The organism is Ralstonia sp. RL (assembly GCF_001683835.1).
GTDB lineage: Bacteria > Pseudomonadota > Gammaproteobacteria > Burkholderiales > Burkholderiaceae > Ralstonia > Ralstonia mannitolilytica.
Genome location: NZ_LWRX01000022.1, coordinates 1 through 19422 on the forward strand (window position 1 = coordinate 1; position 19422 = coordinate 19422).

The window sequence follows — 19422 nt, forward strand, 5'->3', positions numbered from 1 at the left end:
GCCCCGCCGATCTGCAGCAGGCCGAGCGCATAGTGGCCCAGTCCGTGCACATCTGCAACCATGAGCGGCCGCATCAGGCCCTGAAATACAAAGCGCCCGATGCGGTGCATCGGGCGTCTAGTGGCTGAACTGAGTGTCAACCTATATCAGGACTAGACATTGGCCTATCAAACAAGGTGACGATGTCCCACCCGGCGCGCATGCTTTGGTACAGTGTGCCGATTAGGCCGCGCGGCATGCTTGCCCCGCGGCGCCGAGGCGCCCTCCGCCGCCTGACCGTTTCCCTGCTGGAGTCCCGCACCCATGGCCCAAGTGGTACTTGCCCTCATCGTCGTGGCAGCCGCCGTCTTCTATATCCTGTTCAAGGCCCCCCAGACCGACGCGCAGACACCGGCTGCGGCCGCGCCCGCCGTAGCAGTTGCCCCTGTCCCAGCGCCGCCGCCCCTGGCGCCCCCCGCTGCATCCGCGGCCGAAGCACCGGCAGCACCGGCAGCACCGGCAAGTACGCCGGCTGCCTCGGAGCCGGCCGCCGCTTCGGCGCCCGCAGCGAGCGGCAACGTCGCAGCTGGCGCCTCGGTACCCACCGCCAAACCCTGACGTTTTCGTCGTAAGGGTTTCACCGATAGGCATCGTACGGTGGCGTCCGAGGGTAAAATAATGCCCCTTCATTCTTCCAACGACCGGTACGGCACAGCATGGCAGGATTCCGCTCCAAGGCCCCCCAACGTCTTTCCCCCGATGCAGAACGGCTTGTGGCCGACGCGCTCGCGCTCGACGCATCGGGCAGTCGCATCGAAGACGTGTATTGGGAACAACGGCTGTCCGAACGTCTTTCGCGGCTGCTCAAGAACGGCAGCCAGACGGCGCTCGACGCCGCACTCGATCATCTTTTCAAGCACAACGAAGAGGCTTCCGACGTGCTGGCCGAGCAGGCCGAAACGTTGGCCGAATCGGCGGTCGTGAGCTCAGGCGGCGTCGAGTATGACGCGCTGCTCATCGCGGCGCCCATCCTCGCGCATACGCGCTACGTCATTCCCTCCGGCGCCATCAAGCCGGAACTGGCGCAGACCCTGCAGGTGCACCTCCAGGCGCACGTGATGGCGTCGAACGCCCGCGTGGCGCTGGCGCCCTACCTGTACAGCATCGACCAGCTGCCGCGCACGCATTCCGATACCTTTGCGCTGACGCACAAACTGACCGCCTATGCGCTGTCGGGTCAGCCGCCCAAGGTCGATCTGCGCGACATGCCCGAAACCGCACCGATCCTTGCAGACCCGCGCTATCTGCTGGCCATCGTCGTGGCGCAGCACGGCCAGCCGCTGTTCCGCTGGCAGGAAGACGCCAAGGAACACCACGCCGAGCGCTCCGCATGCCTCGAGCAATGGCGCCAGCAAGTCACGCCGACCGTCTCGACCCTGATGCCCGGCTGCGAGTTCGAGCTGCTGCTGCCGGATGCGTTCTTCCTGTCGTGCCGCGAATCCGACAAGCGCATCCGCCCGCTCACGGTGCGCGCCGCGGTCAACTACCTGCAGGGCGCGCTCGACATGCCGGCCAACCGCTTCGGCGCGATCATCGGCGCATTTGGCGAGGAGCAGATCGAGGAATACCGCGTGGCCTTCACCGTGCGCGGCGAGAAAGACCTCATCTACGGCATTGTCTGGCCCGTCTACGGCCGCGATGGCGGTGCGACCGACCTGACTGCAGAGGGCGAACCGGGCAGCCCCCTTGAGCAGATCTGCGACGAACTGCGCGCATGCGGCATTGAAGACATCTTCCGCCACGGCCAGCTCTTCGAGCCCGAATACTGCGAAGACTGCGGCGCCCCGCTCTATGCAGACCGCGCGGCCGAGATCGTCCACGCAGAGATGCCCGAAGACGCACCGACGCAGCAGCCGCTGTTCCACTGAAGCCGATGCAAGCAAGCCACCTCCGGGTGGCTTTTTTTACGCCACGCCGGCTCATATGATTTGTCGGATTGCGCAGCACGCGCTTGCGCGGCCTGCGGCACAATGACGAACCCGCCACCTGGCATCACCGCCCGAACCCGAGGAGCTCCCCGATGGCCCATCGCCCCTTCATTCGCGCCCTGATCCGCGGCCTGGCCGCATGCGCACTGGCTGGCAACGCCGCTGCCGCCCTGGCCGACGATCTGCGCATCGGCCTGTCCGCCGACGTGACGTCCATGGACCCGCAGTGGAACAATGCAGGCCCGAACAACGCGATGGCGCTGCACGTCTTCGAGTCGCTGGTCTTCCTGGACAAGAACGGCCGCTACACGCCGGGCCTGGCCACGTCGTGGAAGCCCATCGACGCCAACACGTGGGAGATCAAGCTGCGCCCCAACGTGAAGTGGAGCGACGGCACGCCCTTCACCGGCGAAGACGTGAAAGCCTCGATCGAACGGCCGGCACGCCTGACCAACAGCCCGGGCCCGTTCACCAGCTATACGAAGTCGATCACCGACGTGCAGATCGTCGATCCGCTCACGGTGCGGCTGAAGGTGTCGATTCCGAATTACGCGAGCATCCCGAACGACCTCAACAGCCTGCCGATCCTTCCCAAGAGGGTGGCCAATGCTTCGCAGGCGGACTTTGACGCCGGCCGCGCGATGATCGGCACGGGGCCGTTCCTGTTCGATCACTTCACGCGCGGGCAGGAAATCGTGCTGAAGAAGAACCCGCACTACTGGGGCCGCGCGCCGCAGTGGGACAAGGTCACCTTCAAGATCATCACCGACAACGCTGCGCGCACGGCTGCACTGCTTTCCGGGGACGTGGATGTCGTCGAGGCCGTGCCCGCTGCCGACGTGCCGCGCATCAAGCAGAACCCGAACTTCCACCTCGAGCAGCAGGTGTCGTGGCGTACCATCTTCTGGCAGATGGACCAGGGCCGCGACGTCTCGCCGTTCGTGACGGACAAGGCCGGCAAGCCGCTGACGAAGAACCCGTTCAAGGACCACCGCGTGCGGGAAGCGGTGGCGCTGGCCATCAATCGCGATGCCATCGTCAGCCGCGTGCTGGAGGGCCAGGGCGTGGTGGCGTCCAGCATTGTGTCGCCGCAGATCTTCGGCCACCCGGGAGGCAAACCGATTGCATACGACCCGGACCGCGCGAAGAAGCTGCTCGCCGAGGCCGGCTACCCCGACGGCTTCGGGCTCACGCTGCACGCCACCAACAACCGCTATCTGAACGACGCTCAGGTCGCACAGACCACCGCCCAGCTGCTCACGCGCATCGGCATCCAGACCAAGGTCGAGACCCTGCCGCTGGCGGTGTACTTCTCACGCGCGCGCCAGGGCGAGTTCTCCTTCATGATGCTCGGCTGGGGTTCGGTGGCGGCGGATGTGGCGCTGCGCAGCATTCTCGGCACGCCAAATCCCCAGACCGGTTACGGGTCGTGGAACTGGGGCCGCTACAGCAATCCGGAACTGGACAAGCTGGTGCAGGCGTCGCTGTCCACCGTGTCGAGCGAGCAGGCGCACGAGCAAGCCGCCAAGACCGCCACGCGCTTCGCACAGCGGGACTACGCGATCATCCCGTCGCACCACCAGTTGGCCACGTGGGCAATGCGCAAGGGCATCCGGTATGAGGCGCGCACCGATGAGTGGTCGCTCGCGTGGCTGTTCACCAAGCAGTGATGGGGGCAGCGCAACGTCGTAACGCGCTGTTACAGCTAAATCGCCTCGAATGCCGCACTGGAGCGCATTCGGGTAAGCCGCAGGAACTTTCATCCCGGGCTTTCCTCTATCATGGCGTTTTTCCATGCCGACCCCCCTGTAACACTCGAGATGTTGCGACCCAAACTACTCTGTCTCGGCGTCGTCGCCCTGCTGGCCGCCTGCTCCAACCTGCAGACCGAACCGACCGACACGTCGGCACAGGCGACCGCCACCGCGACGCCGAGCACACCGGCCGTGCAAGCCAAGCCGGCCCCGCAGCCCGCACGCACCACGCCGCCCATCGTCTTCGACGCCTCTGACAGCGAGAGCACCACCACAGTGAACCTGCCGCCCAAGGACAAGATCAGCTTGTCCGAATACCGCGCGCAGACCCGCGACCGTTTAATCAAATCCGAGAACGCCCGCCCCGATGTGGCCGACTGTGCCGCACACGCGAGCTGGATCATCCCGCGCTCGACGAACTTCGACCAGTTCCGCCTGCCGACCGGCGCCCTGTCCGAAGGGCAGGCCAAGGTTGAACCGTGGGACTCGCGCTTCTCGTCGAGCAAGCAAGGCGCGATCAAGGTCTCCAGCGTCGTGAGCTTCAGCGCCGCCGTCCACAAGCGCGGCACGGGCAGCGACCAGTGGGAGCCGGTCAAAGTCCGCTGCGGCTACGACGAAGGCATGATGCTCGCGTACGAGCTGCTCGATGCGAATGGCCAGCCGTTTGCCGCCCCGGCGGCCGCACCGTCGTCCACGACGGTGCGCACCCACTGCCGTCGCGGGCACCGCTGCACGAACGCTGCCGTGTCGCACGGCAAGTCTGCCGCCAAGGGCAAGGGCGCGGCAAAGTCCTCGGTCAAGGCCACCAAGGGCAGCACAGCCAAGACCAAGTCGACCACGGCAACGAAGTCCACTGCCAAGTCGGCTGCCAAGAAAACGACGAAGAAGAAGTCGTCCAACTAAGCGCGTCGCGCCGCCCACCTGGCGGCGCCGCGCTGGTCTTCAGCCCAGATATTCGAGGATGGCCTGCAGCATGGCCGCGCCCAACGCGGCGCTGCGGGCGCCGTTCCAGCCGACGCGCGCGTCGGGCAGGTTGGCGTTGTCCTTGAACGGCATTTCGAGCGTCAGCGCCAGGCACCGGTACGTGTGGCCGATGTACTTGGAGGCGAGCTTGAGCGCGTCTTCGTTGTACTTGCTCGCCTCGTAGCCGTATTGCGTCTGGAAGTCGGGCGACGCGCGCAGGAACGCTGCGACAAAGCGGTCCTGGTCGGCACGCTGGGCATCGGTGAAGCCCGGCAGCATTTCACTGCCAGCCACGAATACGTAGGGGAGCGCCTCGTCGCCGTGGATATCGAAGAACAGGTCGACGCCGGTCTCCTCGATGGCCCGGCGCACGCACAGGACTTCAGGACTGCGCTCGGCGTCGGGCTCCATCCACTCCCGATTCAGGTTGGCGCCGGCCGCGTTGGTGCGCAGGTTGCCCAGCGCCGACCCGTCAGGGTTCATGTTCGGCACGATGTGAAACACGGCGCGCTCGGTGAGCAGTCGGCCCACTGAATCCACGCCCCATACGCCCTGCCGCGTGAGGCGGGCGACCAGACCTTCCACGAACCACTCGGCCATCGTCTCGCCGGGATGCTGGCGGGCGATGATCCACACGTTCTTCTTGCCGGGCGCTGGCTCGCCGACGGTGATGCACGTCATGTCACGACCTTGCACCGTGCTGCCCAGGCGCTGCGTGCGCACGCCGGGCTTCGTTTGCGCCGCTGCCACCAGCGACAGGTGACGCTCATCGGAATACGGCTCGAAGTAGGCAAACCAGATGCTGTCGTGCTCGGGCGTCACCTCGATGGTCATGGTCCTGCCGTCATAGCGCGTCGGCACGCGGAACCAGTGTTCGCGGTCGTATGAGGCGACGGCCTGGTAGTCCTTCCAACCCGCCGCATAGGTGCATTCGCCCGCATTTTCGAACGCGAGCTGGCACGCCTGGCCCTGCACGCCCTGCAGGCGGAAGTGGAACCACTGCGTGAAATCCGCGTGCGAATCGCGGCGAATGCGCAGGCGGATGGCATCGGCGCGGGCGACATCGACGATTTCGATGGCGCCGCTGTCGAATACGCTGGAAATGTACGGTTGATTGGCAGTCATGTCGGATCCTGTCATCAGGTGGGCTTGCGGCGGAAGACCCAGCGCTCGTCGTCGGAATCGGCAGTGGCAAAGGCATAGCCGTCGACGTCGAACGCCTTGAGCTTGCGCGGATCGGTGATGCGGTGCTCGATCGCGTAACGCGCCATCAGGCCGCGCGCGCGCTTTGCGTAGAACGAGATGATCTTGTACTGGCCGTTCTTCCAGTCCTCAAACACCGGCGTGACGATGCGCGCCTTGAGCACCTTGGGCCGCACCACCTTGAAATACTCTTCCGACGCGAGATTGACGAGCACGGGATCGTCGTCGGCCTTGAACAGCTCGTTGAGGGCGAGCGTCACGTCGTCGCCCCAGAAAGCGTAGAGGTCCTTGCCGCGCGGGTTGGCCAGGCGCGTGCCCATTTCGAGGCGGTATGGCTGCATCCAGTCGAGCGGGCGCAGCACGCCATACAGGCCGGAGAGGATTCGCAGATGCTTCTGCGCAAATTGCAGATCGTCGGCCGACAGCGAATTCGCATCGAGCCCGCCGTACACGTCGCCATCGAAGGCCAGCGCGGCCTGCTTGCTGTTCTCGGCGGTGAATTCTGGCGACCAATCGGCATAGCGCGTGGCGTTGAGCACGGCCAGCGGGTCGGAAATGTGCATCAGCGTGCCGATCTGGGCGGGCGACAGCTTGCGAAGCACTTCGATGAGTTCTGCGGAGCGCGCGATGAAATCGGGCAGCGTGTGGGTCTTGATGCGCGGCGGCGTCTCGTAGTCGAGCGACTTGGCCGGCGAGAGGACGATGATCATGTCAGAATCGCGGTTCACAAGTCTTGAATTGTATCGAATGGCAGACGCTGCCGCCCTCGCTCCTTCGTCCCCCGCCCGCCCCTGCGCCGCGCCGCGCGTGGTGCTGGACTCCAACATCTGGGTCGACATTCTCGTCTTCGACGATGCGGTTGCGCGCCCCATTCGCGCGGCGCTGGAGGCAGGCCGCCTGGACGCCATCATCAGCCCGGCCTGCCGCGAGGAACTGCGACGCGTGCTCGGCTATCCGCAATTCGCGCACTACGCCGTCGATGCGCAGGCCGCGCTGGCCTGGGTCGATCGCGTCACGCGCTCGGTGGCAGACCCAGAGGAAGCGGCCCGCGCAAACGGCGAAACGTTCGTGCCGCGCTGCAAGGATCGCGACGACCAGAAATTCCTCGCGCTGGCCGATGCCGCAAGCGCCACGTATCTGGTCTCCAAGGACAAGGCCGTGCTCAAGCTCAAGCGGCGCATGGCCAAATATTGCGACGTGGCGGTGCTCCCGCCCAAGCAGTTTGTTTCGGAAGTCCAGTTGTAAGACAGTCCTCGCTCAAGCTGAAGTCATGACCACCGCTGCCGCACGCCCCGCTGAAACGCCCGCGCCCATCGCGTCCCTTCCCCCACTGCCCTCGCGGCTGCCGAATGTCGGCACGACCATCTTCACCGTGATGTCGGCGCTGGCTGCTGAAAAGCAGGCCGTCAACCTCGGCCAGGGCTTCCCGGATTTCGACTGCGACCCGCGCATCGTCGATGCGGTGTCCGATGCGATGCGCGCGGGCCTGAACCAATACCCGCCGATGACGGGCGTGCCCGCATTGCGTCAGGCCATCGCCGCGAAGGTCGCCAAGCTCTACGGCCACGCGTACGATGCCGACCGCGAGATCACCATCACCGCGGGCGCCACGCAGGCGCTGCTGACGACCGTGCTGTGCTGCGTGCATCCCGGCGATGAAGTCATCGTGTTCGAGCCGACATACGACAGTTACATCCCGTCGATCGAGCTGGCGGGCGGCAAGGTCGTGCCCATCACGCTGAACGCGCCGGACTTCCGCATCCCGTTCGACACGCTGGCCGCTGCGATCACACCGCGCACGCGCCTGATCATGCTGAACACGCCGCACAATCCGACAGGCACTGTGTGGCATGCGGACGATATGCAGAAGCTGGCGGAAATCCTCGCCCCGACCAACGTGCTGCTGCTCTCCGACGAGGTGTACGAGCACATGGTGTACGACGGCGTGCCGCATGCATCGGTGGCGCGCATTCCGGAGCTGGCGCGTCGCGCTTTCGTGGTGTCGAGCTTCGGCAAGACGTATCACGTGACGGGCTGGAAGGTTGGCTACGTGGCCGCGCCGGCCGCACTCATGGCGGAGTTCCGCAAGGTGCATCAGTTCAACGTGTTCACCGTCAACACGCCGGTGCAGCACGGGTTGGCGACCTACATGGCCGATCCGCGGCCGTATCTGGAGCTGCCCGCGTTCTACCAGCACAAGCGCGATCTGTTCCGTGCGGGTCTTGCGAAGACGCGATTCAAGCTGCTGCCATGCCAGGGCACGTATTTCCAGTGCGTGGACTACAGTGCCATCTCCGCTCTGCCGGAAGCAGAGTTCGCCACGTGGCTGACGAGCGAGATTGGCGTGGCGGCGATCCCCGTGTCGGCGTTCTATTCGCAGCCGCACGAATCAGGCGTGGTGCGGTTTTGCTTTGCCAAGAAAGACGAAACGCTCCAACTGGCGCTGGAGCGTCTATCGAAGGTGTAACGCCGCAACGGGCATTCAACGCTTGCTGGCGTAATACGCCAGCATCTGCTCCGTGTTGACCTTGCGGTCTGCGTTGACCTTCTGCACATTCGGGTTCTCGGTCATCTTCGCCAGGTACGGCTTCACGCCTTCGATCTGCGCGAGGAGGTCTTCGCCGTAGATGATCTTGCAGGCGGAGCTCACCAGCGGGAAATGCACGATGGCCGCGCAGTCGGCAATGGTGAACGTGTCGCCCGCCACATACGGCGCGAACTTGAACAGCTTGGCCGCCGCCGGAATGTTCTTCTGCAGCTGTTCGCGCGTTTTCGCCTTCAGGTTGTCGCTGATCTTGCCGCCGAAGAACGCTTCGGGATACAGCTGTCGCGCGACCAACTCCAGGTGCAGCTCGAGGAAGGTGACGACCTCGCGCACCTTGGCCGCCTTGAACGGGTCTGCCGGAATCAGCGGGCGCTGCGGATAGCGCGATTCCAGATAGTCGATGATGACCTGCGATTCGCACAGGCCCCCGTCTTCGCCCACCAGGTACGGCACCTTGTGCAGCGGCGAGATCTCGCCGTCGGTCTGGTCCGGCCAACGCAGCGATTCCTCGAACGGGAGGCCCTTCTCCATCAGCGCGAGCTTGACCTTGTTGTAGTAGTTGCTCGCAGAAAAACCGTATAGCGTCAGCATGTGAAGCAGTCTCCTTGGTGGATGGGTGCGGCCTGTCATGGTTGGCGCGGATGCCAAAAATCGCACGCTCGTGCTATTTTAGCCAGACTTCTTTCGATCGCAGCAGGTTTTCCATGCAGACTCTCGGGATTGTGGGCACCGGCGCCATGGGCCGTGGCATTGCGCAGATCGCGGCCCAGGCCGGGTTGCGCGTCAAGCTGTTCGACGCCAACCCGCAAGCCGTGGAAGCGGCGCGTACGGCACTGGCGGATACGCTCGCCAAGCTGGCCGCCAAGGGAAAGATGACGCCGGAGGAAGCCGACGCCACCGTCGCGCGGCTCGTTCCCGCCGCCGCCCTCACTGATCTGGCCGACTGCGATCTCGTGGTCGAGGCCATCGTCGAGAAGCTCGACGTCAAGCGTGACCTGTTCCGCCAGCTTGAAGACATCGTGCGCCCGGACGCGATCCTGGCATCAAACACGTCTTCGCTGTCCATCACCGCGATTGCCGCGGCATGCCAGCACCCGGAGCGCGTGGCGGGGTTCCACTTCTTCAATCCCGTGCCGCTGATGAAGGTGGTGGAAGTGATCGCCGGCCTGCGCAGCGCACCCGCCACCGGCGATGCCCTCGCCGCGCTGGCCAAGCGCATGGGCCACACGGCCGTGCGCTGCATCGACATGCCCGGCTTCATCGTCAACCACGCCGGCCGCGGCATGAACACCGAGGGCCTGCGCATCGCCCAGGAAAGTGCGGCCGGCTTTGCCGACATCGACGCCATCATGCGCGAGCAAGCCGGCTTTCGCATGGGGCCGTTCGAGCTGATGGACCTGACGGGGCTCGACGTTTCGCACCCCGTGATGGAATCGGTCTATCGCCAGTTCTATGACGAACCGCGTTATCGGCCGTCGCAGATGACCGCCGTGCGCTTGGCGGGCGGCATCCTCGGCCGCAAGACCGGCGAAGGCTTCTACCGATATCCCGACGGGCAGAAGCAGGTGCCTGCCGAAGCGCCCGCGCCGGCTGCGCGCCCGTCTTCCGTCTGGATCAGCCGCGCGCACGAGGCCGGCCACGCCGCCGCGCAACGCCTGATGCTGGACCTTGGCGTCACGCCCGAGGCTGGTGCCAAACCTTCAGCCGATGCCCTCATCATCGCCACGCCGCGCGGCCTCGATGCCACGGCATGCGTGGCGGCCGAAGGGCTCGACGCACGGCGCACCGTGGCGCTCGACACGCTCTACCCGTTTGCCGCCGCCAAGCGCCGCACGCTCATGACCACGCCCGCCACCGATGCGGCGTACCGCGATGCCGCGCACGGCCTGCTGGCTTCCGACGGCGTCCCCGTCACGGTGATCCGCGATTCGGGCGGCTTTGTCGCACAACGCATCGTCGCGTGCATCGTCAACATTGCGTGCGACATTGCGCAGCAGCGCATTGCCACGCCGGGCGACATCGACCTCGCCGTCACGCTGGGCCTGGGCTACCCCCAAGGGCCGCTGGCGCTGGGGGACACGCTCGGCACGACCGCCATCCTGGAGGTGCTGCAGAACCTCTACACGCTCTACGGCGACCCGCGTTACCGCCCGAGCCCGTGGCTGTTGCGTCGTGCGCGTCTGGGCATGTCGCTGCTTACGCCTGACGCCTGATTGCCGCTTACCCTCACGAGGCCACCATGACCGCGCAATTGCTCTCCAAGCGCATCGGCTCGACGCTGGTGCTGACGTTGTCCAATCCCGACGCGCGCAACGCGCTCGACCCGGTGATGTACACCACGTCGATGGAGGCGATGGACCGCGCCGCCAACGACAACGAGATCCGCGCCATCATCTTTACCGGCGCGGGCAACGCGTTCTGCGCGGGCGGCAACCTGAACCGCCTGCTGGAAAACCGCAGCAAGCCGAAGAGCGTGCAGGAAGAAGGCATCGACGCACTCAACCACTGGATCGAGACGATCCGCACGTTCCCGAAGCCGGTGATTGCCGCGGTGGAAGGCCCGGCAGCGGGCGCGGGTTTTTCGCTGGTGCTGGCGTGCGACTTTGCGGTGGCCGCGTCAGACGCGAAGTTCGTGATGGCCTATGTGAACGTGGCGCTCACGCCGGATGGCGGAGGCTCCTGGCATATCGCGCGCTTCCTGCCGCGCCCGCTGGCGAGCGAGATCATCATGCTCGGCAAGCCCGTGACCGCGGAACGGCTCGCGCATTTCGGCATCATCAATGAAGTCGTCAAACCCGGCGAGGCGCTCGACCATGCCCTGGTGCTGGCCGAGAAGCTTGCTGCGCAATCGCCGCATGCGGTCGGTCGCATCAAGGGCCTGATCGCCAATGCGGAAGACGCCTCGCTGCACGACCACCTGAGAGCCGAGCAGCACAGCTTTGTCGAAGCACTGCATCACACCGATGGCAACGAAGGTATCTCCGCCTTCCTGCAGAAGCGCAAACCACAATATCGCTGAGCATGGTCCCCTTCCCGACGCCCAAGCGCCGGCGCGTCTATCTGATGCGCCATGGCGCCGTGACGTACTTCGATGAGACCGGCCGCCCCGTGCCCTCGCCCGAGGCCGTACCGCTCAACGAACTCGGCCGCAGCCAGGCCACCGCTGCGGGGAAGATCCTTGCCGCGGAGAACATTGTCTTCGACCGCGTGATCGTCAGCGGCCTGCCGCGCACCGTGGAGACCGCGCAGCGCGTGCTGGCCGAGATGCCCGCGATGCAGGAACGCGGCATCGCGCTGGAGGCATGGCCCGAGCTGCAGGAAATCCGCGGCGGCAAGCTGGCGGAGATTCCCGAACATGAAGTCGCGCAAGCCTTCATCGGTGCGTTTGAAGGCACGGTGCATGAAGACCGTCGCTTCCTGAACGGCGAAAGCGTCGGTGAATTCCTCGACCGCGTGATCCCGGCCATCGCACGCCTGCGTGCCCTGCCCGACTGGGACACCATCCTGCTCGTGCTCCACGGCGGCACCAACCGCGCGATCCTCTCGCATGCCATCACGGGCGGCGAGCGGGTGTTCTTCGGCAACCTCGCGCAGACCGCCGGCTGCATCAACGTGCTCGACGTGGGCGACGCCCCAACCGACTGGGTGCTGCGCATGAGCAATTTCTCGCCGCCCTCGCCCGCACACCTCGGCTCGCGGCTGACGACGATGGAGGTACTGCTGCAGCAGTACCTGCGCCATCGCCAGCCGACCTGATCTTTCCTCGACACACAACAAGATTCGGAGACACACCCATGGCACAAACGGAGCAGCAGGATTTCTCGGCCTTCGAAGGCACACGCCCGGTGGCGGAACAGCAGAAGTTCGACGTCGGCGCGCTCGAAGCGTGGATGCGCGAACATGTGCAGGGCTTTACCGGCCCGCTCAGCGTCGAGCAATTCAAGGGCGGCCAGTCGAACCCCACCTTCAAGCTGATCACCCCGTCGCGCACCTACGTCATGCGCGCCAAGCCCGGGCCGAAAGCAAAGCTGCTGCCGTCTGCACATGCCATCGAGCGCGAATACCGGGTGATGGACGCACTCGCCAAGACCGATGTGCCCGTCGCGAAGATGTACGCGCTGTGCGAAGACGAAGCCGTGATCGGCCGGGCGTTCTACATCATGGAGTTCGTGCAGGGCCGCGTGCTGTGGGACCAGGCCCTGCCCGGCATGGCGCCGGCCGAGCGCACCGCCATCTATGACGAGATGAACCGCGTCATCTCGGCGCTGCACACCGTGGACTACGCCGCCATCGGCCTGGCGGATTACGGCAAGCCAGGCAACTACTTCGCGCGCCAGATCGAACGCTGGAGCAAGCAGTACAAGCTGTCGGAAACCGAGTCGATTCCGGCGATGGACAACCTCATCGCCTGGCTGCCGCACCACGTGCCGCAAGAGGCACAGGAAGTGACCAGCATCGTTCACGGCGACTACCGGCTCGACAACCTGATCTTCCACCCGACCGAGCCGCGCGTGCTGGCCATCCTCGACTGGGAGCTGTCCACGCTGGGCCACCCGCTGGCCGATTTCAGCTACCACTGCATGAGCTGGCACATCGAGCCGGGACAGTTCCGTGGCGTGGCCGGGCTGGACTTCGCCGCGTTGGGCATCCCCACAGAAGCCGACTACATCCGCCAATACGAACAACGCACCGGCCGCCGCATCACCGGCGACTGGAACTTCTATCTCGCCTACAACATGTTCCGCATTGCCGGCATCCTGCAGGGAATCATGAAGCGCGTGGTGGACGGCACGGCGTCTTCCGCGCAGGCGCTCGAAGCCGGCAAGCGCGCCCGGCCGATGGCCGAGCTGGGGTGGAAGTACGCCCAGCAGGCCGGCGCCTGACGCACGGCTCAGGCGTACCCGCGGGCCTCGTCCAACGGGCCGGACTGGCGGGCTTCCAGTTCCAGCATCACCGCGCCGGGCATCTGCACGAAGATCTGTACGGCGGTGCGCTCCGGGTGCCGGCGCACCTGATACGGCAGACCGCTCGCGCGCACCTTCGCGAGCACCGTCGATGCGTCCTGCTGCGTGCGGAAGCAGATGTGCGAGAACACCATCTCGGGGGCATCGCCCTCACGATCCACGAGGTGCACCAGCGCATCGTCGCCCTGGTACAGCCACGCCCCGGGAAACGGAAACGCCGGGCGCGGCCCAGGCTTCCAGCCAAGCACGTCTTCGAAGAACTTGAGGATGGGCGAATGGATCGACCCTGGGCCCGCCACGTGAAAGTTCACGTGGTCGAATGTCCAATCGCTGCCGGCTGTCATGGGATGCCTCCTTGCAATGACCGTAAATCGATCGCGGCCATTCTTTCATCAAACAAAAACAAGACAATCTGGCTATGCTTTGACGATTCTCCAAACACGCTTTGACAATGATCGCCCTCGACGACCTGCGCCTGCTGGTGCGCATTGCTGATGCCGGCAACCTGTCCGCCGCAGCACGGCAGCTTGGCTGGCTGCCCGCCACCGCCAGCGCGGCGCTCAAGCGCGTGGAAACCGAACTCGGCGCACGCCTGTTCGAACGCACCACGCGCAGCATGCGCCCGACCGAGGCCGGTCAGCGCTATCTGGGGTATGCCAGGCAAGCCCTGGAGGCACTGGACGAAGGCGCGGAAAGCCTCGGCCAGGACCGCACCGAGCTCTCCGGCCCGATCCGCATTGCGGCCACATCCGACCTGGGCCGGCACATCCTGCGCCCTTGGCTCGACGCCTTCTGCGACGCACACCCTGGCGTGCGCATCACGCTCGTGCTCGGTGACCGGCTTGCCGACCTGATGCGCGAAGACCTCGACCTCGCGCTGCGCTACGGGCATCTGCAGGACTCGGCGCTGGTGCGGCGGCCAATGGCGATGCATCCACGCGTGATCGTCGGCGCGCCTTCGTATTTCAACCAGCACGGCCGTCCTGCGCACCCCAGTGATCTGGCCGACCACCGCTGCCTCATCATGCTGCGCAACGGCGAGCCCGTGACGCGCTGGCAGCTCACCCATGCAAGCGGCCCGGCTCCTGTCGATGTCCGTGGCGACTTTCAATGCGATGACGGCGCCGTCGTGCGCGATTGGGCCGTGGCCGGACGCGGGCTCGCATTCAAATCGTGGCTCGATGTGGCACAGGACGTGTACGCCGGCCGGCTGGAAGTCGCGCTGCCGGCCTGGAGCCACGCGCCCACGCCACTGCAGCTGGTCAGCCTCGCGCGCCGCCATCGCCCGGCGCGGCTGACCGCCTGTGCCGATTTTCTCGCGGCGCGCTTTGCCGAATTCAGCGCGCGTTATCCGTTCCCCTCGGCAAAAGCGGCGACGGCATCGTCCAGGGCCACTTCCGCCATCGCGGCGAAGACATGATCGCGTAGCCAGCGGCTGGCTGCGTCCTGGTCGCTGCTGGTGTGCCAGTACAGGTAGAGCTCCAGCGGCGGCACGTTGAACGGCAGCGGCAGCATGACGTTGCCATATGGCTCGTTGGCAATGCGCGCATACCGGACCGGCAGCGTGGCCAACAGGTCCGTGCAGCTCACCACGCGGCACGCAGCCGGATAGTGCTGGCAGCGCAGCCGCACACGGCGCTCGTGGCCCAGCCGGCGCAATTCCACATCTTCAAGGCCCGCCCCGCGCCGCCGTGACGACACATGCACGTGCTCGCATGCCAGATAGCGCTCCAGCGTGAGCGGCCCCTGCGTGACCGGGTGGCCGGGGCGCGCCAGCACCACCATCGGATCGTTCAGCAGCGGCGCATGCCGAATGGCGGGCGATGCGGGCAGCAGGATGTCGGCCGCTGCGTCGATCGTCCCGGCCAGCAGCTCCGCCTCCAGCTGGCGGCGGTCTCCACGCACGGTCGTCAGGTCGATGCGCGGGGCCTCCTTGGCGATGGCCGCCATGAGCGGCGGCAGCAGTGTCGCCTCCAGCGCGTCGCGCATCGACAGCGTGAAGCGGCGTTCACTGGTGGCCGGATCGAAGCGCGTGCCCTCGCGCAGGGTGCGCTCGAAACCCTGCAGCGCGGTGCGCACCTCGGCGATGAGCGTGCGGGCCAGCGGCGTCGGCACCATGCCTTGTCCGCGGCGCTCGAACAGCGCGTCGTCGAACAGCTCACGCAGCCGGCCCAGCGCGTGGCTGACCGCCGGCTGCGTCAGGTTGAGCGTACGCGCGGCCGCAGTGATGCCGCCTTCCGTATAGATGGCATCGAAGACGACGAACAGGTTCAGGTCGACGCGGGAAATATGCATGACATTGATGAACGGCAATCCACGAAATTCATTTTTCTTATTGTAGGCTAAGGCTTATGCTGGGCGCATGACGATTGCCCAGACCGCACCCACCGTCCCCGCCGGCTTTGAAACGCTGACCAGGCCCAGCCCCTTCCTGACGATGCTCGGGCCGGTGTATGCGCGTGGCATGGGCCCGTCGATGGTGATGGGCTTTCATGTGCTGGCACACCACCTGAACCGGCGCGGCATCCTGCACGGCGGAGTGGTCGCCTCGCTGGCCGACGCGGCGCTCGGGTATTGCCTGGCAGAGCCCGGCGAAGGCACCGGAGGCGCGCTGGCCATGTCCACAGCCAGCCTGACGGTGGATTTCATCGCCTCTGCCGGAGAAGGCGACTGGATCGAGATCACCCCGGAAGGGTTGCGCACGGGCAGCAAGCTGGCCTTTGCGCAGGCCCTTTTCCACTGCGGCGACCGGTTGGTTGCCCGCGCCAGTGCCGTGTTTGCAGTGCTCGGCGGGCGTGTCTGACGCATAGCCGAGCGTCTGGTCTGAACTGATTGATGGCTGCCCGTTCGAGGCGCTTGTTCGATGTACTGAGGAGACACCATGAATTTCGATTACACGCCCAAGGTCAAGGAAATGCAGGCACGCCTGCTCGAGTTCTTCGACCAGCACATCTACCCGAACGAGCACCGCTTCCACAAAGAAATCGAAGCCAACCGCCGTGCCGGCAACGCGTGGATTCCGACCAAGCTCATCGAAGAACTCAAGCCGCTGGCACGCAAGGCCGGGCTGTGGAACCTGTTCCTGCCGCGTTCGCCGCGCGCGCCCGAAGGCCTGTCGAACCTCGAATACGCGCCGCTGTGCGAAATCATGGGCCGGGTGCCCTGGGCGCCGGAAGTGTTCAACTGCTCCGCGCCCGACACCGGCAACATGGAAACGCTGGAGCGCTACGCGTCCGAAGAGCTGAAAGACCGCTGGCTGGAGCCGCTGCTGCGTGGCGAGATCCGCTCGGCCTTCCTGATGACCGAGCCGGCCGTGGCCTCGTCGGACGCCACCAACATCGAATGCCGCATCGAACGTCAAGGCGACGAGTACGTCATCAACGGCCGCAAGTGGTGGTCGTCGGGCGCCGGCGACCCGCGCTGCGCCGTCTACATCGTCATGGGCAAGACCAACCCCGATGCCGGCCGCCACGAGCAGCAATCGATGATCGTGGTGCCCGCCAACACGCCCGGCATCACGGTCATGCGCCCGCTGAGCGTGTTCGGTTACGACGATGCACCGCACGGCCACATGGAAGTCGACCTCAAAGACGTGCGCGTGCCGGTGGGCAACATCCTGCTCGGTGAAGGCCGCGGCTTCGAGATCGCGCAGGGCCGCCTCGGCCCGGGCCGTATCCACCACTGCATGCGCAGCATCGGCGTGGCCGAGCGCGCGCTCGAACTGATGTGCAAGCGCTTGAGTTCCCGCATCGCATTCGGCAAGGCCATCGCGCAGCACAGCGTCTGGCACGAACGCATTGCCGAAGCCCGCTGCATGATCGAACAGGCCCGCCTGCTGACGCTGAAGGCCGCGTACATGATGGACACCGTCGGCAACAAGGTCGCCAAGGCCGAGATCGCGATGATCAAGGTCGTGGCCCCGAACATCGCCTGCCAGATCGTCGACTGGGCGATCCAGGCACACGGCGGCGGCGGCGTGTCGGGCGACTTCCCGCTGGCCTCAGCCTACGCACACCAGCGCACGCTGCGCCTGGCCGACGGCCCTGACGAAGTGCACCGCGCCGCCATCGCCAAGCTGGAACTGGCCAAGCATCTGCACCTGAAGGACGTTGTCGACATGCCCGTCACGCGCGGCGCCTGATACGCCGCACGGCCGTACCGTTCACTCCTTAACCCCGCCTTGAGCGGGGATTTTTTTGCCCTCTGCCCGGCGTCTGCGCGTTTCTGCGTTCTGTGCTGGAATGGAACACTTTGCGGGCTGCTGGTGGCCCGCACCTCTCTTCCCGGTCAGAAGCCAAGGAGCGAACTCGATGATCGACGTCTATAGCTGGGCCACGCCCAACGGGCACAAAGTGCACATCATGCTGGAAGAATGCGAGCTGCCTTACCGCGTTCACGGCATCAACATCGGCGCCGGCGACCAGTTCAAACCCGACTTCCTCAAGATCAGCCCCAACAACAAGATCCCGGCCATCGTCGATCAGGATGGCCCGGACGGCAAACCGATCTCGCTGTTCGAATCGGGCGCGATCCTGCTGTACCTCGCCGGCAAGACGGGCAAGTTCCTGCCCGACGACGTGCGCGGCAAATACGAAGTGCTGCAGTGGCTGATGTTCCAGATGGGCGGCGTCGGCCCGATGCTCGGCCAGGCGCACCACTTCCGCATCTACGCGCCCGAGAAGATCGAGTACGCGGTCAATCGGTATACGAACGAAGCCAAGCGGCTGTATGGCGTGATCGACAAGCGCCTGGGTGAATCGAAGTTCCTCGGCGGCGCGGATTACTCCATCGCCGACATTGCGACGTGGCCGTGGCTGCGCAGCTGGAAGAACCAGGGGATCGAGCTGTCGGATTATCCGAAGCTGCAGCGCTGGTTTGAAGCGATTGAAGAACGCCCCGCCGTACAGCGCGCGGTGAAGGTGCTCGCCAAGGAACGGCCGGCTGTGCAGGACGACAAAGCGAAGGAGATTCTCTTCGGGGCGACGCAGTACGAGCGGCGTTGATCTGGCGTTTTCCTTTTGCTGGAAGGGCTGCCTTGTTTGGTGGCCTTTTTTGTTTTTGTTGACCCGTCCTGAATAAGGTTGACACTTTTTCCTGGTGGAGCAAGGAGAGTCAAGATGCAAGGGGCAAAGAAGCGAACGCAGCGGGACTACAGTCTGGCTTTTACGCTGTCGGTCGTGGAGCAGGTCGAAAGAGGCGAACTGAGCTACAAGCAGGCGCAGCAGCGGTACGCAATCCAGGGTCGCTCGACGGTGCTGTCCAAGGGCTGAGTGTCGAGCGGGCCTGCCGATACATCGGCATCAGCCGCCAGGCGTACTACAAGCGCTGCGCGCGCGAGCGCACCCGCAGCGCCCAGGTCGAGCAGGTCACCACGCTGGTGCGGCACGTGCGCCTGCGCCAGCCGCGCCTGGGTACGCGCAAGCTGCACCACCTGCTCGCGCCTGAACCCACGCAGGCGGGCATCGCACTCGGGCGTGACCGGTTGTTCGTCCTGCTGCGTGCCGCGCGCCTGCTGGTTCCCCAACAACGGGCGTATCACAAGACTACACACAGCCACCACCGTTTCCGGCGGCACCCGAACCTGCTCAAGGAAGGTCCGAACCAAGTCGTCCCCACAGGCCCGGAGCAGTTCTGGGTGACCGACATCACGTACTTGCCGACTGCAGGACGCTGCGCGTACCTGAGCCTGGTGACGGACGCGTACTCACGCAAGATCGTCGGCTACCACGTGCACGAGAGCCTGCATGCCGAGTCGGTCAGCCGAGTACTGAAGATGGCGCTCAAGACGCGCCAGACCAAGCAGCAGCTGGTGCGCCACTCGGATCGCGGCATCCAATATTGCTCCAGCGAGTATCAGCGCATCCACAAACGGCACGGCCTGACATGCTCGATGACCGACGGCTACGACTGCTATCAGAACGCCCTGGCCGAGCGCGTCAACGGAATCCTCAAGGGCCAGTTCTTGCTCAGCCGCCCCGCCGATCTGCAGCAGGCCGAGCGCATAGTGGCCCAGTCCGTGCACATCT

18 protein-coding genes and 2 pseudogenes are annotated in these 19422 nt (G+C 65.4%); 15 read left to right on the forward strand and 5 right to left on the reverse strand.

Annotated features, from left to right (window positions below):
* The 4 genes and pseudogenes from A6M56_RS03510 to A6M56_RS03530 all read left to right on the forward strand — a co-directional run.
* Nucleotides 1-156: pseudogene (locus tag A6M56_RS03510) on the forward strand (IS3 family transposase); the annotation flags it as partial.
* Between the two features lie 539 nt (nucleotides 157-695).
* Nucleotides 696-1907 carry a DUF2863 family protein gene (locus tag A6M56_RS03520; protein WP_062739610.1) on the forward strand — a complete coding sequence of 404 codons (1212 nt, stop codon included), beginning with the start codon at nucleotides 696-698 and terminating at the stop codon, nucleotides 1905-1907.
* Between the two features lie 152 nt (nucleotides 1908-2059).
* Nucleotides 2060-3637, forward strand: a complete 1578-nt coding sequence (locus tag A6M56_RS03525) for an ABC transporter substrate-binding protein (RefSeq protein WP_102079684.1) — start codon at nucleotides 2060-2062, stop codon at nucleotides 3635-3637.
* 150 nt (nucleotides 3638-3787) lie between these two features.
* The gene (locus A6M56_RS03530) at nucleotides 3788-4624 is read left to right on the forward strand and encodes a BspC domain-containing protein (protein WP_102079683.1); all 837 of its coding nucleotides are present in this window, start codon (nucleotides 3788-3790) and stop codon (nucleotides 4622-4624) included.
* A gap of 39 nt (nucleotides 4625-4663) precedes the next feature.
* Here A6M56_RS03530 and A6M56_RS03535 read toward each other — a convergent pair whose 3' ends face one another.
* Both A6M56_RS03535 and yaaA read right to left on the reverse strand, forming a co-directional pair.
* Nucleotides 4664-5809 carry a M14 family metallopeptidase gene (locus tag A6M56_RS03535; protein WP_102079682.1) on the reverse strand — a complete coding sequence of 382 codons (1146 nt, stop codon included), beginning with the start codon at nucleotides 5807-5809 and terminating at the stop codon, nucleotides 4664-4666.
* 14 nt (nucleotides 5810-5823) lie between these two features.
* Entirely contained in the window at nucleotides 5824-6597 is a 774-nt protein-coding gene (gene yaaA, locus A6M56_RS03540; RefSeq protein ID WP_045787837.1) for a peroxide stress protein YaaA, read from the reverse strand.
* Nucleotides 6598-6634: 37 nt separating this feature from the next.
* On the opposite strand from yaaA, the gene A6M56_RS03545 reads away from it, so the two are divergent.
* Nucleotides 6635-7132, forward strand: a complete 498-nt coding sequence (locus tag A6M56_RS03545; protein WP_102079681.1) for a putative toxin-antitoxin system toxin component, PIN family — start codon at nucleotides 6635-6637, stop codon at nucleotides 7130-7132.
* A 25-nt stretch (nucleotides 7133-7157) separates the two neighbouring features.
* Entirely contained in the window at nucleotides 7158-8354 is a 1197-nt protein-coding gene (locus tag A6M56_RS03550; RefSeq protein ID WP_102079680.1) for a pyridoxal phosphate-dependent aminotransferase, read from the forward strand.
* A 15-nt stretch (nucleotides 8355-8369) separates the two neighbouring features.
* On the opposite strand, the gene A6M56_RS03555 is transcribed toward A6M56_RS03550, so the two are convergent.
* Nucleotides 8370-9023 (reverse strand): glutathione S-transferase, encoded by a 654-nt coding sequence (locus tag A6M56_RS03555; RefSeq protein ID WP_062739613.1) that lies wholly within the window; start codon nucleotides 9021-9023, stop codon nucleotides 8370-8372.
* Between the two features lie 50 nt (nucleotides 9024-9073).
* On the opposite strand from A6M56_RS03555, the gene A6M56_RS03560 reads away from it, so the two are divergent.
* The 4 genes from A6M56_RS03560 to A6M56_RS03575 are packed head-to-tail and all read left to right on the forward strand — an operon-like array spanning nucleotide 9074 to nucleotide 13315.
* Entirely contained in the window at nucleotides 9074-10645 is a 1572-nt protein-coding gene (locus A6M56_RS03560) for a 3-hydroxyacyl-CoA dehydrogenase (protein WP_145997185.1), read from the forward strand.
* Between the two features lie 26 nt (nucleotides 10646-10671).
* Nucleotides 10672-11451, forward strand: coding sequence for an oxepin-CoA hydrolase, alternative type (locus A6M56_RS03565; RefSeq protein WP_102079678.1), 780 nt, complete (start codon nucleotides 10672-10674; stop codon nucleotides 11449-11451).
* A 2-nt stretch (nucleotides 11452-11453) separates the two neighbouring features.
* Nucleotides 11454-12188, forward strand: coding sequence for a histidine phosphatase family protein (locus A6M56_RS03570; RefSeq protein WP_045786606.1), 735 nt, complete (start codon nucleotides 11454-11456; stop codon nucleotides 12186-12188).
* 38 nt (nucleotides 12189-12226) lie between these two features.
* Entirely contained in the window at nucleotides 12227-13315 is a 1089-nt protein-coding gene (locus A6M56_RS03575) for a phosphotransferase (protein WP_045786605.1), read from the forward strand.
* Nucleotides 13316-13323: 8 nt separating this feature from the next.
* On the opposite strand, the gene A6M56_RS03580 is transcribed toward A6M56_RS03575, so the two are convergent.
* Nucleotides 13324-13740 carry a VOC family protein gene (locus A6M56_RS03580; protein ID WP_045786604.1) on the reverse strand — a complete coding sequence of 139 codons (417 nt, stop codon included), beginning with the start codon at nucleotides 13738-13740 and terminating at the stop codon, nucleotides 13324-13326.
* 107 nt (nucleotides 13741-13847) lie between these two features.
* Between A6M56_RS03580 and A6M56_RS03585 the strand changes: the two genes are divergently transcribed.
* A complete protein-coding gene (locus A6M56_RS03585) occupies nucleotides 13848-14816 on the forward strand; it encodes a LysR family transcriptional regulator (protein WP_045786603.1) in 969 nt (322 codons plus the stop codon).
* Here the strand turns inward: A6M56_RS03585 and A6M56_RS03590 are convergent.
* Nucleotides 14744-15691 carry a LysR family transcriptional regulator gene (locus A6M56_RS03590; RefSeq protein ID WP_045787836.1) on the reverse strand — a complete coding sequence of 316 codons (948 nt, stop codon included), beginning with the start codon at nucleotides 15689-15691 and terminating at the stop codon, nucleotides 14744-14746. The two genes, A6M56_RS03585 and A6M56_RS03590, sit on opposite strands and share 73 nt — an antisense overlap.
* A gap of 67 nt (nucleotides 15692-15758) precedes the next feature.
* Between A6M56_RS03590 and A6M56_RS03595 the strand changes: the two genes are divergently transcribed.
* From A6M56_RS03595 to A6M56_RS03610, 4 genes and pseudogenes are all read left to right on the forward strand, one after another.
* Nucleotides 15759-16199 (forward strand): PaaI family thioesterase, encoded by a 441-nt coding sequence (locus A6M56_RS03595; RefSeq protein ID WP_045786602.1) that lies wholly within the window; start codon nucleotides 15759-15761, stop codon nucleotides 16197-16199.
* A 78-nt stretch (nucleotides 16200-16277) separates the two neighbouring features.
* Nucleotides 16278-17537 (forward strand): acyl-CoA dehydrogenase family protein, encoded by a 1260-nt coding sequence (locus tag A6M56_RS03600; RefSeq protein ID WP_102079677.1) that lies wholly within the window; start codon nucleotides 16278-16280, stop codon nucleotides 17535-17537.
* 169 nt (nucleotides 17538-17706) lie between these two features.
* Nucleotides 17707-18399: a glutathione binding-like protein gene (locus tag A6M56_RS03605; RefSeq protein WP_045786600.1), complete on the forward strand. Its 693-nt coding sequence runs from the start codon at nucleotides 17707-17709 to the stop codon at nucleotides 18397-18399.
* 114 nt (nucleotides 18400-18513) lie between these two features.
* Nucleotides 18514-19422, forward strand: a pseudogene (locus A6M56_RS03610) (IS3 family transposase); the annotation flags it as partial.